The sequence below is a fragment of the Cytobacillus oceanisediminis genome, assembly GCF_007830235.1.
GTDB lineage: Bacteria > Bacillota > Bacilli > Bacillales > Cytobacillaceae > Cytobacillus > Cytobacillus oceanisediminis.
Window position 1 is genome coordinate 223,799 of the sequence record NZ_VLKI01000005.1, and the last position, 15,506, is coordinate 239,304.

The 15,506-nt window shown below is 42.1% G+C and carries 16 protein-coding genes; all 16 read left to right on the plus strand.

The features are described 5' to 3' along the window. Positions 1 to 137 precede the first annotated feature (137 nt). Positions 138 to 605, plus strand: coding sequence for a ribosome maturation factor RimP (gene rimP, locus IQ19_RS11365; RefSeq protein WP_144542531.1), 468 nt, complete (start codon positions 138 to 140; stop codon positions 603 to 605). A 114-nt stretch (positions 606 to 719) separates the two neighbouring features. Continuing rightward, a complete protein-coding gene (gene nusA, locus IQ19_RS11370; protein WP_144542532.1) occupies positions 720 to 1,877 on the plus strand; it encodes a transcription termination factor NusA in 1,158 nt (385 codons plus the stop codon). A gap of 18 nt (positions 1,878 to 1,895) precedes the next feature. Continuing rightward, positions 1,896 to 2,180, plus strand: coding sequence for an RNase P modulator RnpM (gene rnpM, locus IQ19_RS11375; RefSeq protein WP_110065653.1), 285 nt, complete (start codon positions 1,896 to 1,898; stop codon positions 2,178 to 2,180). Further along, positions 2,177 to 2,479, plus strand: coding sequence for a YlxQ family RNA-binding protein (locus IQ19_RS11380; RefSeq protein WP_144542533.1), 303 nt, complete (start codon positions 2,177 to 2,179; stop codon positions 2,477 to 2,479). Before rnpM ends, IQ19_RS11380 begins: the two co-directional genes overlap by 4 nt. A gap of 19 nt (positions 2,480 to 2,498) precedes the next feature. Continuing rightward, positions 2,499 to 4,715, plus strand: coding sequence for a translation initiation factor IF-2 (infB, locus tag IQ19_RS11385; RefSeq protein WP_144542534.1), 2,217 nt, complete (start codon positions 2,499 to 2,501; stop codon positions 4,713 to 4,715). Then, complete coding sequence (locus IQ19_RS11390) at positions 4,715 to 4,996, plus strand: DUF503 domain-containing protein (RefSeq protein ID WP_144542535.1); 282 nt, start codon at positions 4,715 to 4,717, stop codon at positions 4,994 to 4,996. The genes infB and IQ19_RS11390 overlap by 1 nt, the downstream gene beginning before the upstream one ends. A 17-nt stretch (positions 4,997 to 5,013) precedes the next feature. After that, positions 5,014 to 5,394, plus strand: a complete 381-nt coding sequence (gene rbfA / locus IQ19_RS11395) for a 30S ribosome-binding factor RbfA (RefSeq protein ID WP_110065649.1) — start codon at positions 5,014 to 5,016, stop codon at positions 5,392 to 5,394. Between the two features lie 57 nt (positions 5,395 to 5,451). Then, entirely contained in the window at positions 5,452 to 6,369 is a 918-nt protein-coding gene (gene truB / locus IQ19_RS11400) for a tRNA pseudouridine(55) synthase TruB (RefSeq protein ID WP_144542536.1), read from the plus strand. A gap of 77 nt (positions 6,370 to 6,446) precedes the next feature. Further along, entirely contained in the window at positions 6,447 to 7,397 is a 951-nt protein-coding gene (gene ribF / locus IQ19_RS11405) for a bifunctional riboflavin kinase/FAD synthetase (protein ID WP_144542537.1), read from the plus strand. A gap of 122 nt (positions 7,398 to 7,519) precedes the next feature. Then, positions 7,520 to 7,789 carry a 30S ribosomal protein S15 gene (gene rpsO / locus IQ19_RS11410; RefSeq protein WP_009330698.1) on the plus strand — a complete coding sequence of 90 codons (270 nt, stop codon included), beginning with the start codon at positions 7,520 to 7,522 and terminating at the stop codon, positions 7,787 to 7,789. 497 nt (positions 7,790 to 8,286) lie between these two features. Continuing rightward, the gene (pnp, locus tag IQ19_RS11415; protein ID WP_144542538.1) at positions 8,287 to 10,407 is read left to right on the plus strand and encodes a polyribonucleotide nucleotidyltransferase; all 2,121 of its coding nucleotides are present in this window, start codon (positions 8,287 to 8,289) and stop codon (positions 10,405 to 10,407) included. 174 nt (positions 10,408 to 10,581) lie between these two features. Continuing rightward, on the plus strand, positions 10,582 to 11,607 hold the full coding sequence (locus IQ19_RS11420) for a polysaccharide deacetylase family protein (protein WP_144542539.1): 1,026 nt from the start codon (positions 10,582 to 10,584) through the stop codon (positions 11,605 to 11,607). A gap of 41 nt (positions 11,608 to 11,648) precedes the next feature. Next, positions 11,649 to 12,884 (plus strand): M16 family metallopeptidase, encoded by a 1,236-nt coding sequence (locus IQ19_RS11425; protein WP_144542540.1) that lies wholly within the window; start codon positions 11,649 to 11,651, stop codon positions 12,882 to 12,884. A gap of 123 nt (positions 12,885 to 13,007) precedes the next feature. Continuing rightward, the gene (locus IQ19_RS11430; RefSeq protein WP_144542541.1) at positions 13,008 to 13,262 is read left to right on the plus strand and encodes a YlmC/YmxH family sporulation protein; all 255 of its coding nucleotides are present in this window, start codon (positions 13,008 to 13,010) and stop codon (positions 13,260 to 13,262) included. A 604-nt stretch (positions 13,263 to 13,866) separates the two neighbouring features. Beyond that, entirely contained in the window at positions 13,867 to 14,769 is a 903-nt protein-coding gene (dpaA, locus tag IQ19_RS11435) for a dipicolinic acid synthetase subunit A (protein WP_144542542.1), read from the plus strand. Beyond that, the gene (gene dpaB, locus IQ19_RS11440; RefSeq protein WP_144542543.1) at positions 14,766 to 15,365 is read left to right on the plus strand and encodes a dipicolinate synthase subunit B; all 600 of its coding nucleotides are present in this window, start codon (positions 14,766 to 14,768) and stop codon (positions 15,363 to 15,365) included. Before dpaA ends, dpaB begins: the two co-directional genes overlap by 4 nt. Positions 15,366 to 15,506: the final 141 nt, after the last annotated feature.

A 15,506-nucleotide genomic window follows, 5' to 3' on the forward strand; every position in this document is an offset into this window, starting at 1 on the left:
GAAATACTAAGAATAACTCTCGCAAAAGGAAGAGTGGGGCAACCCACTCTTTCGTGTTGTGTACGGTTTTTTCCTAATAACTTATATAAATTTTGAAAAAACAAGAGCTAAGAATCCAAGTTAAAGGAGGGAAATGAATGAGCAAAGTGACTGAAACGGTAGAAGAATTAGTCACCCCTATAGTGGATGAGCTTAATTTAGAATTAGTCGACATTGAATATGTTAAAGAAGGGAAAGACTGGTTCCTTCGCGTATTTATTGATAAAGAAACTGGTGTTGATATTGAGGAATGCGGACTGGTAAGTGAAAAATTAAGTGAAAAACTTGATGCTGCAGATCCGATTCCTTACAACTATTTCTTGGAAGTTTCATCGCCGGGAGCTGAACGCCCTCTAAAAAAAGACAAAGATTTTGTAAAAGCAGTCGGCAAAAATGTTTTCATTAAAACATACGAGCCGATTGATGGAGAAAAGACGTTCGAAGGTGTTTTAACACAATTTGACGGCGAGACCGTTACGGTTGAAGTAAAAATCAAAACCAGAAAGAAAAGTGTGGAAATTCCTTATGAGAAGGTAGCCAATGCCCGTTTGGCCGTTATTTTTTAATGACGGCCTATTGCGGGCTTGCTTATTAAATGAAAGAAAATTGCTGTTCGGCATAAGAGGACTTCGCTTTTCCTTATCATTTTTAAAAGAGAAATAAAGGGGGATATAAATCTCATGAGCAGTGAACTTTTGGATGCTCTGACATTGCTTGAGAAAGAAAAAGGCATTTCTCGCGATGTGATTATCGAAGCAATTGAAGCGGCGTTGGTGTCAGCCTACCGCAGAAACTTTAACCAGGCGCAAAATGTGCGCATCGATTTAAACCTTGGAAATGGAACAATGAGAGTATTTGCCCGCAAAGAAGTAGTAGACGAAGTGTTTGATCCTCGTCTTGAAATCTCTGTGGAGGACGCTCAAAAAATCAATCCTAACTACCAGGTGGAAGATGTTGTAGAAATGGAAGTAACACCTAAGGATTTTGGGCGTATTGCTGCCCAGACTGCCAAGCAGGTCGTTACACAGCGTGTCCGTGAAGCGGAAAGAGGCATCATTTATTCTGAATTTATCGACCGTGAAGAAGATATCATGACGGGAATTGTCCAGCGTACAGATCCTAAGTTCATCTATGTGAGCCTTGGTAAGATTGAAGCGATCCTTCCCGCGAATGAACAAATGCCGAATGAGCACTACAAGCCCCATGACCGCATTAAGGTCTTTATCACAAAAGTTGAAAAGACAACTAAGGGACCGCAAATCTTTGTAAGCAGAACACATCCTGGACTGCTAAAAAGATTATTTGAAATTGAAGTTCCTGAAATCTATGATGGAACTGTAGAAATCAAATCTGTTGCCCGTGAAGCCGGAGACCGTTCCAAAATCTCTGTACATTCCGACAATGAAGAAGTTGATCCGGTAGGCTCATGTGTAGGGCCTAAGGGAACACGTGTCCAGGCGGTAGTAAACGAGCTAAAGGGCGAAAAAATCGATATCGTTAAATGGTCTTCAGATCCTGTCGTTTTCGTTGCTAATGCCCTGAGCCCTTCAAAAGTGCTTGATGTCATTGTGAATGAAGTTGATAAAGCGACAACTGTTGTCGTACCTGACTACCAGCTTTCATTGGCAATCGGCAAGCGCGGCCAGAATGCAAGGCTGGCAGCTAAGCTTACAGGCTGGAAGATTGACATCAAATCAGAAACAGAGGCTCGCGAATCCGGCATTTATCCGCGTGAAGAAACTTTGTTGAACTTTGACAATGATGAGTATGAAAACGAAGAGTATGATAGTGATGCAGACTTCGCTTTTCAGGATGACCTTTTAGAGGAGAAAGAATAGGGAAAGAGGTGGATGATCGTGAACAGCCGTAAAAAAGTTCCTTTGCGAAAATGTGTCGCTACCGGTGAAATGAGACCGAAAAAAGAACTCGTTCGCATCGTTCGCTCCAAAGAAGGAGAAGTTTCTGTAGACCCGACCGGAAAAAAATCAGGGCGCGGCGCTTATCTTTCCAAAGAAAAGGAAGCAGTGTTACTAGCCAAAAAGAAGAATATCTTAGCCAATCAATTAGAAGTTTCCATAGATGAATCTATTTATGAAGAACTTTTGGAGTTAATAGAGAAGGAGAAACGGCAATCCAAATGAACTCAAATAAATGGATGTCATTGCTTGGCTTAGCCAATCGGGCACGGAAAATTACTTCGGGAGAAGAGCTTGCTGTTAAAGATATCAGAAACGGCAAAGCAAAGCTTGTTTTGCTGTCTGCAGATGCATCCGCAAATACGACAAAAAAGGTTACAGATAAATGTAAATCATACGGGGTTCCTTATAAGCTTATAGAAAACCGGGAAATGCTCGGCCAAGCTATAGGGAAAGAAGCCCGCGTTGTTGTGGCAGTATTAGATGCCGGATTTGCAAAAAAGCTGTTAACGTTGCTCGATTAATACTAGCGGGGGTGAAAGTATGAGTAAAATGCGCGTTTATGAATATGCGAAAAAACATAACATTTCAAGCAAGGATGTTATTACTAAATTAAAAGACATGAATATTGAGGTTTCAAACCATATGACAACAATAGAGCCGGGTGCTGTACAAAAGCTTGACGGCATCTTCAGCAAAAAAGAGGGCCAACAGCCTCAAAACCAGCAAAAACCACAAGGGAGTCCAAAACCGGCTTCCAACAAGACTGATGATAAAAATTCATCAGGCCAAAAAGGAAAGCCTCAAAATAAATCAGGTGAAGGCAAAAGCCAGGGACAGGGCAGCCAGTCCAAAAACTTCTCCGGAAACAACCGAGGCAATAACAACAATAATAGAAACAATAATAACAACAGAAATAATAACAGAAACAACAATAAGAACAAAAACAACAAAGGTAAGCAACAGCAGCAGACACAGGCAGCCCCTGCTCCTAAGAAAGTGAAGGAGCTTCCTTCAAAAATTACTTTCAGCGAATCACTGACAGTAGCGGAACTGGCAAAGAAGCTGCACCGCGAACCTTCTGAAATTATTAAAAAGCTTTTCATGCTTGGTGTTATGGCAACCATTAATCAGGACCTTGACAAAGATGCCATCGAATTGATTGCTGGTGAATATGGCGTTGAAGTAGAAGAAGAAGTATTAGTTGATACAACTGATCTTGAAGTATACTTCACAGAAGATGAAAATGCGGAATTAATTGAACGTCCATCTGTTGTTACAATCATGGGCCACGTTGACCATGGTAAAACAACATTGCTTGACTCCATCCGCAATACGAAGGTTACTGCGGGTGAAGCTGGAGGCATCACTCAGCATATTGGTGCATACCAGGTTGAAGAAAACGGCAAAAAGATTACATTCCTTGATACACCAGGACATGCTGCATTTACAACAATGCGTGCGCGCGGTGCGAAAATCACAGATATCACGATTCTAGTAGTTGCAGCCGATGACGGTGTAATGCCTCAGACAGTTGAAGCAATCAACCATGCAAAAGCAGCAGAGGTGCCAATTATCGTGGCTGTAAACAAAATGGATAAAGAAGCAGCAAACCCGGATCGAGTTATGCAGGAACTAACTGAGCATGGCCTTGTTCCTGAAGCTTGGGGCGGAGATACAATCTTTGTTCCGATTTCAGCTATTACTGGCGAAGGAATTGACGCGCTTCTTGAAATGATTTTGCTTGTCGGTGAAGTGGAAGAATACAAAGCAAACCCGGACCGCAATGCAGTTGGTACAGTTATCGAAGCACAGCTAGATAAAGGCCGCGGTTCAGTCGCTACACTTCTTGTGCAGAACGGTACATTGAAGGTAGGGGATCCGATCGTTGTTGGAAATACATTCGGCCGTGTTCGTGCAATGGTGAATGATCTTGGCCGCCGAGTTAAAACTGCCGGACCGTCAACACCTGTAGAAATTACGGGCCTAAATGATGTACCGCAGGCTGGGGACCGCTTTGTTGTTCTGGATGATGAAAAGACAGCCCGCCAGGTTGGTGAAGCTCGTGCGTCACAGGCTTTGCAGGCTCAGCGCAGCGAAAAAACCCGCGTAAGTCTTGATAACTTGTTTGAACATATGAAACAAGGGGAAATGAAAGACTTAAACATCGTAGTAAAAGCCGATGTTCAAGGTTCAGCTGAAGCTTTAACTGCTGCCCTTCATAAAATTGACGTAGAAGGCGTAAATGTACGTATTCTTCATACGGGTGTAGGTGCGATCAATGAATCCGACATTACATTGGCAGCAGCCTTCAACGCTATCGTAATCGGATTTAATGTTCGCCCTGACAATAATGCGAAACGTGCAGCAGAAGCAGAAGATGTCGATATCCGCTTGCATCGCATTATCTATAAAGTTATTGAGGAAATTGAATTGGCGATGCAGGGTATGCTTGATCCTGAGTTTGAAGAAAAAATTATCGGTCAAGCTGAAGTCCGCCAGACTTTCAAAGTTTCCAAAATCGGTACAATTGCCGGTTCCTATGTAACGGACGGAAAAATTACGCGTAACAGCGGAATCCGCCTGATCCGTGACGGCGTTGTTATCTTTGAAGGGGAAGTTGATGCGCTGAAGCGTTTCAAAGATGACGCCAAAGAAGTAGCACAGGGCTATGAATGCGGTATTACCATTAAAAACTTCAATGACGTAAAAGAAGGCGACGTTATCGAAGCATATATTATGCAGGAAGTGGAACGTTAATGGTAATTGGCCTTGCTGCCTGTGAATGTATTATTTATGACACACATTCATTAAAAGAAAAACGGGCTGTTTTGCAGCGAATACTTACCCGCTTGAAGCAAAGATACAATGTTTCTGTATCAGAGGTGGATTACCAGGATCTATGGCAAAGAACCAAAATTGCCATTGTGGCTGTCTCGTCCACCCAGGTTTCAACGGAACATGAGCTGCAAAATGCGCTGAAAATGATTGATTCGTTCCCTGAAATTGAACGGACAATTACTGATTTAGAGTGGCTTTAAGAAGAGGTGAAATAGAAATGAGCCTTAGAGCAAATCGAGTTGGAGAACAAATGAAAAAAGAACTGGGCGAAATCATCGGCCGGAAAATAAAGGATCCGCGGGTTGGATTTGTTACGGTAACAGATGTTCAAGTTACCGGTGACCTCCAGCAGGCAACTGTATTTATTTCTGTTTTGGGTGATGAGGAGCAGAGAGAAAATACACTTCGCGGACTGGCTAAAGCAAAAGGATTTATCCGATCTGAAATCGGCCAGAGAATTCGGCTTCGAAAAACACCGGAAATCCTGTTTGAATTTGATGAATCCATTGACTACGGTAACCGTATTGAGTCATTGCTTCATCAGATTCAGGATGAAGGCCGTTCCAAAGACGAAGATTCCGCCAAAGATGAAGAATAATTTTTAATGGATAGACAATTGTCTATCCATTTTTTTCTAAAATGAGGTGATACATAAATGGAAGGAATTTTACCGCTTTTTAAACCAAAAGGAATGACATCCCATGATTGTGTCTTCAGGCTGCGTAAGATTTTAAGGATGAAGAGAATCGGCCATACTGGAACACTGGATCCTGATGTAACAGGAGTTCTGCCTATTTGCCTTGGCAGGGCAACGAAGGTGGCAGAGTACATAACAGATGCAGGGAAGTCCTATGAAGGTGATGTAACGATTGGCTTTTCCACTACAACGGAAGATGCATCAGGTGAAGTGGTGGAGCGGAAAGATGTAAATGCACCAATTACCCGAGAGCAAATACTGGCTGTATTGAAAAGTCTGACCGGTGAAATTACACAGACTCCGCCAATGTTTTCAGCTGTTAAAGTGAATGGCAAACGGCTATATGAATATGCAAGACAGGGAATTGAAGTGGAAAGGCCCTCAAGGCAAGTCCATATTTATTCGATTGAACTTTTGGATGATAGAGCTGTTTTCACAGGTGAGAACATCACCTTCCGATTCCGGGTGGCCTGCAGCAAAGGGACATACATCCGGACACTCGCTGTCATGATCGGAAGTGAACTTGGTTACCCGGCACATATGTCAGAGCTTGTAAGAATAAAGTCTGCAACTCTTACACTGGAAGATTGCCTTACTTTTGAAGAGATTGAAGATCGGGTGGAAAAAGAAACTTTTACTGAGGTTCTCCGGCCTATGGAAGCCGCGCTTTCTCATTTGCCGAAATTTCAAATAAGTGATAAAGTAGCAGAGAAAGTAAAAAATGGGGCTGTATTAACTATCCCTGATCATTTGCTTGACACCAAAGGTCCCATAGCCGTTGAAACCCTTGGCGGTGTGGTGTTAGCTATATATGAACATCACTCTCGGAAACCGGGTTTAATGAAGCCAGTAAAAGTGTTAAGAAATGATATATAAAGTCCTTGTTCAAAAAGAGGGTCTTTTTGGGCATTCTTGAAGGTCTAGGCTCTGTAGAGAAAAGGTGAAATAAACGCATGGAAGTAATTCATATTCAACACCCCCATAATATAGAAAAAAATGATATGCCTGAGATGGCAATAGCACTTGGATATTTTGATGGAGTGCATCGCGGGCACCAAAAAGTCATTCTCCAAGCAAAAGCAATTGCCGGACAAAAAGGTTTAAAAAGTGCGGTTATGACATTTGATCCCCATCCTTCAGTAGTATTGGGCAAAAGTGTTCAGCATATAGAATATATTACGCCTCTCCAGGATAAAATCAGCATTATGGCAAATTTGGGTGTCGACTATTTATTTGTCGTCCATTTTTCAAGAGAATTTGCAAATCTTTTGCCACAGGAATTCGTGGATCAATATTTAATCGCCCTTAATGCAAAACATGTGGTTGCAGGCTTTGATTATTCATATGGCCGCATGGGCCGCGGTACAATGGAAACACTTTTGTTTCATTCAAGAGGCCAATTCGAATATTCTGTTATTGAAAAGCTTTCCAATGGAGATGAAAAAATAAGCTCCACGCTTATACGAAAATACATTCGGGAAGGGAAAACAGGTGAACTTCCAGAGCTATTGGGGAGGCATTATACAACTTCCGGAGTTGTCGTCCATGGCGATAAAAGAGGGCGGACAATCGGTTTTCCAACCGCGAATATCGACCTTATAGATGAATATATCATTCCGCCGGTCGGTGTATACTCCGTAAGGCTTTTAACGGACGGCAAATGGCATGAAGGTGTATGCAATGTTGGCTATAAACCCACTTTCAATAAAGAAAAAGGGGACAAGCCATCGGTAGAAGTCCATATATTTGATTTCTCTGAAGATATTTATGGCCGGAAAGTTACCGTTGAATGGCATAGGCATCTGAGAAGCGAGCAAAAATTTTCGGGTGTTCAGGAATTGATCGGCCAAATCGGAAAAGATAAACAACAGGCACTGCAATATTTTGAGAAAAACAGGGTTTAGCCTTGCTTTTTGTCACAAAAAGTTGTATTCTTAGTAACGTACCAAATGAACCTTTGCTTGGCAAGTCGAGTCACCGACGCTTGCTCAGTAACAGGGGATTGAAAAATTAGGAGGTGAACCGGATGGCAATCACAAAAGAACGTAAAAATGAGCTAATCAATGAGTTCAAAACTCATGAAAGCGACACTGGATCTCCAGAAGTTCAAATCGCTGTCCTTACTGAAGAAATCAACAATTTGAACGACCATTTACGTACTCATAAGAAAGACCACCATTCACGTCGCGGTCTTTTGAAAATGGTTGGTAAGCGTCGTAACCTATTGACTTACCTTCGTAACAAAGATGTTGCGCGTTACCGTGAGCTAATCAATAAGCTTGGCTTACGTCGATAATCAACAGAAGCGGGATTTTTTCCCGCTTTTTTATTAGCTTTAAAAAGTTGAATTTTGTTCCAAATCATGTGCTTTTTACAAGAACTGTCTAGCTTCACAAGTAAGGCTTTGACAGAATTTCCTTCGCACGACTAAAAGCGGCAGCTTTTAGGAGGAGGCCCCATCAGCTCGAGGGACTTGTCGCCGATAAGCGGGCGCCTTACACCTTTCTTTTTGTACATACATAATCTATTCTTATTTTAGCGGACGGGAAAACTGTGCATACTATAATATGCATATTTTAATTATGATTTAAGAGCATCTAATGCTTTTCTATATAAAAAACTAATTCTGCTGCAGGTAATACTACAGCCAGGAGTATTGGCGGGTAACGCCAGTACAAGGAATCCAAGTGCTTTTGCAGGATTACTGGAAGCCAATGCAGGATAAATAATGATTGAATTGACCAGGCAGATGAGACGCCGGTCTTCAAGTGAATTGCAGAGAGGGGTAAAAATATGGGACAAGATAAACATGTCTACAGCCTTGACTGGGCTGGGCGCAAATTGACCGTTGAAATTGGCCAGCTAGCTAAGCAGGCTAACGGTGCGGCTTTAGTGCGCTATGGAGATACTGTAGTTCTTAGTACAGCCACAGCATCAAAAGAACCGAAAAACCTGGATTTCTTTCCACTGACAGTGAATTACGAGGAACGTTTATATGCTGTAGGTAAAATACCAGGCGGTTTTATCAAGAGAGAGGGCCGTCCAAGCGAGAAAGCTATTTTGGCAAGCCGCTTAATTGACAGGCCGATTAGACCATTATTTGCTGACGGATTCAGAAATGATGTACAAGTAGTCAGCATGGTAATGAGTGTGGACCAAAACTGTTCATCCGAAATGGCTGCAATGTTTGGTTCGTCATTGGCGCTTTGCGTCTCTGATATACCTTTCGGAGGACCAATCGCCGGTGTAAGTGTCGGCCGGATTGATGGCGAGTTCATCATCAACCCATCTGTGGACCAGGCAGAAAAGAGCGACATCAGCCTTGTTGTAGCCGGAACAAAGGATGCGATCAACATGGTTGAAGCTGGCGCTGAAGAAGTACCTGAAGAGATAATGCTTGAAGCTATCATGTTCGGGCATGAAGAAATTAAGCGCCTGATTGCCTTCCAGGAAGAGATTGCGGCTGAAATTGGCAAAGAGAAAATGGAAGTGGTTTTATACCAAGTTGACCAGGATCTCGAGGCTGAAGTGCGCGGCATCTGTGAGAAGGATATGATTGCTGCAATTCAAGTACAGGAAAAACATGCTCGTGAAGCTGCCATAAAGGCTGTAAAAGAAGAAATTACAGCTAAATATGAAGCAGAAGAAGCGGATGACGATAAGCTTAAGCAAATCAAGCAAATCCTTGATAAAATTGTCAAAGCAGAAGTGCGTCGTTTAATTACAGAAGATAAAGTACGCCCTGACGGCCGCGGCCTGGATGTAATCCGCCCTCTATCTTCTGAAGTTGACTTACTTCCTCGTACCCATGGCTCAGGATTATTTACGCGTGGACAAACCCAGGCGCTGAGCATTTGTACATTGGGTGCCCTTGGAGACGTTCAGATTCTGGATGGTTTAGGAATTGAAGAAGAAAAGAGATTTATGCACCATTATAACTTCCCTAACTTTAGTGTGGGTGAGACAGGGCCTATTAGAGGACCGGGCCGCCGTGAAATCGGTCATGGTGCTCTGGGCGAGCGTGCGTTGGAACCGATTATTCCTTCTGAGAAAGACTTCCCATATACAATCCGTCTTGTTTCAGAAGTATTGGAATCAAACGGTTCAACATCCCAGGCAAGTATCTGTGCAAGTACTTTAGCGATGATGGATGCTGGTGTTCCGATTAAGGCTCCAGTTGCCGGTATTGCAATGGGACTTATTAAATCAGGTGAGCATTACTCCATTTTGACTGATATCCAGGGCATGGAAGATCACCTTGGCGACATGGACTTCAAAGTTGCGGGGACTTCCAAGGGTGTAACTGCCCTTCAAATGGATATTAAAATTGAGGGCTTATCCCGTGAAATCCTTGAGGAAGCACTGCAGCAGGCGAAAAAAGGCCGCATGCAGATTCTTGACTCCATGCTGAGCACGATTGAACAGCCGAGAAATGAACTTTCCAAATATGCTCCTAAGATTTTAATGATGTCAATCAACCCTGATAAGATTCGTGATGTTATTGGGCCAAGCGGTAAGCAAATTAATAAGATCATTGAAGAAACAGGCGTTAAAATCGATATCGAGCAGGATGGAACAGTGTTCATTTCATCTGTAGATGAAGCAATGAACCAACAAGCTAAGAAAATTATCGAAGACATTGTTCGTGAAGTTGAAGTTGGACAAATGTACCTTGGCAAGGTAAAACGCATTGAAAAATTCGGTGCATTTGTTGAAATCTTCTCTGGAAAAGACGGGCTTGTCCACATTTCCGAGCTTGCTGAAGAGCGCGTTGGAAAAGTGGAAGACGTGGTATCCATTGGCGACGAACTTCTTGTAAAAGTAACTGAAATTGATAAGCAGGGCCGAGTAAACCTTTCCCGCAAAGCGGTGTTGCGTGAACAGCGCGAACAAAAGGAAAAAGCTCAGCAATAATACAGGAAGCTGTTAGTTTGTATTGGCTTAACTTCCTATAGAGCCAGGGGGAACCCTGGCTTTTTACATATTTAAATTCTTGAGGCTTCGTCTGCCCATTACATATCTTTGCGAAACCCTTTCGTTCTACCTTGTCCCTTCAAATCATAATATGAATTGAAGGAGGCATGCAGAATGAGGAAGTTTATCCATATTGCTATCATGTTTGTTATTGCATTAGTGTTTGTCAATAATCCGCTTACAGATCAATACATTGCAGGATTGAAAGGGGATTCAGGGGTTGTTGCTGTGTCAGTGTCAAAGCCTAAGAACTCCCCCCTTTATGATGAAATAGCGGCAAAAGCAGCTGAATACAGCATACCTGCCCAGGATGCAAAAATAGATCCTGTCTGGAAAGCCATACCAGGCTACAATGGAATAGCGGTTGATGTTGAGGCATCCTATAAAAAAATGAAGTCAGGGAATAAGTTTAACGAAGAAAAGCTTGTTTTTAAGCAGGTTGAACCAAAAGTAAAGTTAGGCGATCTGCCTCCAGCACCTGTATATAAAGGCCATCCTGATAAGCCGATGGTCAGTTTCATTATTAATGTTGCATGGGGAAATGAATATTTATCGGGAATGCTTGCCACTTTGAAAAATCATAATGTATCTGCGAGTTTTTTCCTTGAAGGAAGATGGGTAAAGAATAATCCAGAGCTTGCCAGATTAATCATGGATGCCGGCCATGAAGTTGGCAATCACTCATATACTCATCCAGATATGAAGGTAATTTCTTCTGCAAAAGCTAGAGAAGAAATCCTGAAGACCAACGATGTGATTGAAGCGACAATGTCTGAAAAAGTGCTCAAGCCGATAACATGGTTTGCCCCGCCGAGTGGCAGCTATAGAGACGAAATTGTCAAAATTGCGGCACAAGAGAACCTGGGGACGGTTATGTGGACAGTCGATACGGTAGATTGGAAAAAGCCATCACCCGAGCAGCTAATCAATCGGGTTTTAAGCAAGGTCCATAATGGCGCTTTAATTTTAATGCATCCGACTGATTCAACTGAAAAATCGCTGGATCAATTAATTATGGGACTAAAGCAGAAGAATCTCCAGATTGGGACGGTTTCTGAACTATTAAGTGAAAAGAGAATCCAGAATCGGGAAAATAATAATCAGGGTTTTGGAAAAAATAACAATAATGATATAAACTAATGGAAGCATATGTCTAGGGATTCAGAACAGGAGGAATTTATTTGATAAAGAAATATACTTGCCAAAACGGAGTAAGAGTCGTACTAGAAAATATTCCAACCGTCCGTTCCGTTGCGATAGGAGTTTGGATCGGAACAGGCTCACGGAACGAAGATACTGAAAATAACGGGATTTCCCATTTTCTCGAGCATATGTTTTTCAAAGGAACGAAAACAAGATCTGCCCGGGAAATTGCAGAGAGTTTTGATAGCATTGGGGGCCAGGTTAACGCCTTCACTTCAAAAGAGTATACCTGCTACTATGCCAAGGTTCTTGATACACATTCGGATTTTGCCCTTGAGGTACTCTCGGATATGTTCTTTAACTCCACTTTTGTTGATGAAGAACTGAATAAAGAAAAAAATGTCGTTTACGAAGAGATCAAAATGTATGAGGACACACCGGATGATATCGTTCACGATCTTTTAAGCAAAGCGATCTATGAAAATCATTCCCTTGGTTATCCGATACTTGGAACTGAAGGAACACTTGCTACTTTTAACGGCGATACATTGAAACAATACATGCATGAAACGTACACACCTGAAAATGTCGTTATCTCCATTGCCGGAAATATTACCGAATCCTTTATTAAGGAAGTAGAAAAATATTTCGGTTCCTACGAAGGCGGCAATAGAGAAAGAACAGAACAGAAACCTGAATTCCATTCAAACCATAGTGCCCGCAAAAAGGACACTGAACAAGCACATCTATGCCTTGGATTTGAAGGCTTGCAGGTGGGGCATAAAGATATTTACAACCTTATTGTCTTAAATAATATTCTGGGCGGAAGCATGAGCAGCCGTCTGTTCCAGGATGTCAGGGAGCAAAGAGGATTGGCTTATTCAGTCTTTTCCTATCATTCAGCATTCCAGGATAGCGGCATTGTGACGCTTTATGGCGGAACGGGCGCAAAACAGCTTGATGTCCTGTTTGATACAGTCCAGGAAACCCTTGCCACCCTTAAACAAGATGGCATTACTGACAAAGAGCTGAACAACAGCAAAGAACAGCTTAAAGGCAGCTTAATGCTGAGCCTTGAAAGCACAAATAGCAGAATGAGCCGAAACGGCAAAAATGAACTTCTGCTTGGACGCCACCGCTCTATGGATGAAATTGTGGAGGAAATTGATGCCGTATCCATGCAGGGTGTGAACAATATGGCGAACACCATATTTACGGATAAATACTCTGTCGCTTTGATCAGCCCGGATGGCGAGCTTCCTAAAAACCTTTAAAATCAATATAAATATACTTAAAAACAGCCTATGCCAATGACAGGCTGTTTTCTTTTGTCCAAGACTTCTAAAAACGGCGGAAGAGCGATAAAGATATATAGAGGAAGAAAAGGAGGGCTGATCATGAGATTAAGTGAGTTAAGCGGAAAAGAAATTGTTGATGTAAAAAGGGCAGAACGGCTGGGAGTCCTTGGGCAGACAGATCTAGAGATTAATGAAAAAACCGGGCAGATTCAGGCTTTGCTCATTCCCTCACTGAAATGGTTTGGTTTCAAGCGTCAGGGAGATGAGATCAGGGTTTCGTGGCAGCATATCAGAAAAATCGGCAATGACATGATTATTATCGATATCCCGGAAAATGAAGAAGAAATTGAATAATACTGATGAAGAAGGGCCGGGAAGGGTCCTTTTTTATTTCTGCTTAATGCAGTTTAGCGGTAAATTATGCGACATATTAGATAACATTTAGAACTTGCTGGATAAAACTTAAATCGGGTTAGATAAATTCAAAAAACTGCTAGATAAAACCTAAATCATGCAAGGTATTTCCCGCAAACCGTTACATAAGGGTATTTCCGGTTTGAAAAGCATGCATTTAAGGAAGACAAAAAGTTATGGATTTTTCCATTTTGCTTTCTCCTTTTTCATTTTCTGTAATTACCCTCCCCAAAAAGCTTCTTTTCGTATATAAACCCATTTTCTTTTAGGTGGAAAACTCACCTAATGCGCCGTGCGTACATAAGATGTTGAAGTAGTTCAATATAACAATTCCTATATGGTATTTACATGAAATTGCCGGCCATGAAGTACGCCACATTTCATTCAAAGGTAAACCTGCTTATGCAATTGCTGTCTCGTGCCGCAGCTATTGTACAGTGGCGTTGCCGGTGCGAGGACATTTTTACCCGAAGCCAGGCGAATAAATGGCTTCAAAAATATATGCTTTCTTCAAAAAAGAAAGAAAAAAGAAGGTGAGTGTTGCATGCTGACAGGAACCCAAATTGCAGTTATCGGCGGTGATGCAAGACAGCTGGAAATCATCCGGAAACTAACCGAGCTTGATGCAAAGCTCTCATTGATTGGTTTCGAGCAGTTGGATCATGCGTTCTCTGGTGCGGTAAAAGAAAAAATAGATGAAGTGGATTTTTCCAATATAGACGCCATTATCCTGCCAGTGCCTGGCACGGGTCTGGAGGGCCAAATTGAGACGATTTTCTCCAATGAAAAGGTGGTTTTTGAGGAGGAAATTCTTTCGCAAACCCCGCCACATTGTACGGTTTATTCAGGCATCACGAATTCTTATTTAACAGGAATTACAAAGCAGGCGGACCGCCGCCTTGTGCAATTATTCGAGAGAGATGACGTGGCTATCTACAATTCCATTCCGACTGTTGAAGGAACGATCATGATGGCTATCCAGCATACGGATTTTACCATCCATGGTTCCAATATTGCAGTTATTGGGCTTGGAAGAGTAGGGATGAGTGTAGCCAGAACATTCCATGCATTAGGAGCAAAAGTGAAAGTCGGGGCAAGAAAGAGTGAGCATATTGCCCGGATTACAGAAATGGGACTTACTCCATTTCACTTAAAAGATATCGAGGATGCGGTAAAGGATACAGATATTTGCATCAATACAGCACCCCATTTAGTTGTAACAGCTTCTGTTATTTCCAAAATGCCGGCACATACCCTCATTATTGATCTTGCTTCCAAGCCTGGAGGCACTGATTTCCGCTATGCGGAAAAGCGCGGAGTTAAAGCTCTGCTTGCACCAGGATTGCCTGGAATTGTCGCCCCAAAGACAGCTGGGCAAATATTGGCGAATGTTCTTTCTCAATTGATTAAGGAAGATTTGCAAAAGAGAAAGGGGAATACAATATGAGTTTAAAAGGGAAAAGAATCGGATTTGGATTAACAGGATCCCATTGTACGTATGATGCAGTGTTTCCAGAAATAGAAAAGCTGGTTAACGCAGGCGCAGAGGTGCTTCCTGTTGTTACCTTTACAGTAAAAAATACGGAAACAAGGTTCGGCAAAGGGGAAGATTGGGTACAAAGAATTGAAGATTTAACAGGCAACAAGGTGATAGATTCAATCGTAAAGGCGGAGCCGCTTGGACCTAAGATTCCGCTTGATTGCATGGTAATTGCACCATTGACAGGAAACTCCATGAGCAAATTTGCAAATGCCATGACCGATTCACCGGTGTTAATGGCGGCAAAAGCGACACTTAGAAATGGAAAACCTGTTGTTCTGGGAATCTCCACAAATGATGCGCTTGGCCTGAATGGTGTAAACTTAATGAGACTGATGGCTACCAAAAATATTTATTTTATCCCTTACGGCCAGGATGACCCTCTGAAAAAGCCAAATTCAATGGTAGCAAGAATGACTGCATTATCAGACACAATTCTGCATGCGATGGAGGGCAAGCAGCTGCAGCCTGTTGTGGTGGAAAGGTATAAAGACGATCAATAGCCCCTATTTTTTCTAGTAAAAAAATTTAGTCCTTTAGTGAACGAATATGTTAGAATAAAGGTTATTAAGATAACCAACCTCCAAGCTATGTTTAAAAAAGATATAATAACACTTTGGAGATATGGCCAATATGCTGTTAAT

What these genes read in the sequence shown, in the direction of transcription:
- rimP (WP_144542531.1), top strand. Translation starts at nt 138, where the DNA reads ATGAGCAAAGTGACTGAAACGGTAGAAGAATTAGTCACCCCTATAGTG.
- nusA (WP_144542532.1), top strand. Translation starts at nt 720, where the DNA reads ATGAGCAGTGAACTTTTGGATGCTCTGACATTGCTTGAGAAAGAAAAA.
- IQ19_RS11380 (WP_144542533.1), top strand. Translation starts at nt 2,177, where the DNA reads ATGAACTCAAATAAATGGATGTCATTGCTTGGCTTAGCCAATCGGGCA.
- infB (WP_144542534.1), top strand. Translation starts at nt 2,499, where the DNA reads ATGAGTAAAATGCGCGTTTATGAATATGCGAAAAAACATAACATTTCA.
- IQ19_RS11390 (WP_144542535.1), top strand. Translation starts at nt 4,715, where the DNA reads ATGGTAATTGGCCTTGCTGCCTGTGAATGTATTATTTATGACACACAT.
- rbfA (WP_110065649.1), top strand. Translation starts at nt 5,014, where the DNA reads ATGAGCCTTAGAGCAAATCGAGTTGGAGAACAAATGAAAAAAGAACTG.
- truB (WP_144542536.1), top strand. Translation starts at nt 5,452, where the DNA reads ATGGAAGGAATTTTACCGCTTTTTAAACCAAAAGGAATGACATCCCAT.
- ribF (WP_144542537.1), top strand. Translation starts at nt 6,447, where the DNA reads ATGGAAGTAATTCATATTCAACACCCCCATAATATAGAAAAAAATGAT.
- rpsO (WP_009330698.1), top strand. Translation starts at nt 7,520, where the DNA reads ATGGCAATCACAAAAGAACGTAAAAATGAGCTAATCAATGAGTTCAAA.
- pnp (WP_144542538.1), top strand. Translation starts at nt 8,287, where the DNA reads ATGGGACAAGATAAACATGTCTACAGCCTTGACTGGGCTGGGCGCAAA.
- IQ19_RS11420 (WP_144542539.1), top strand. Translation starts at nt 10,582, where the DNA reads ATGAGGAAGTTTATCCATATTGCTATCATGTTTGTTATTGCATTAGTG.
- IQ19_RS11430 (WP_144542541.1), top strand. Translation starts at nt 13,008, where the DNA reads ATGAGATTAAGTGAGTTAAGCGGAAAAGAAATTGTTGATGTAAAAAGG.
- dpaA (WP_144542542.1), top strand. Translation starts at nt 13,867, where the DNA reads ATGCTGACAGGAACCCAAATTGCAGTTATCGGCGGTGATGCAAGACAG.
- dpaB (WP_144542543.1), top strand. Translation starts at nt 14,766, where the DNA reads ATGAGTTTAAAAGGGAAAAGAATCGGATTTGGATTAACAGGATCCCAT.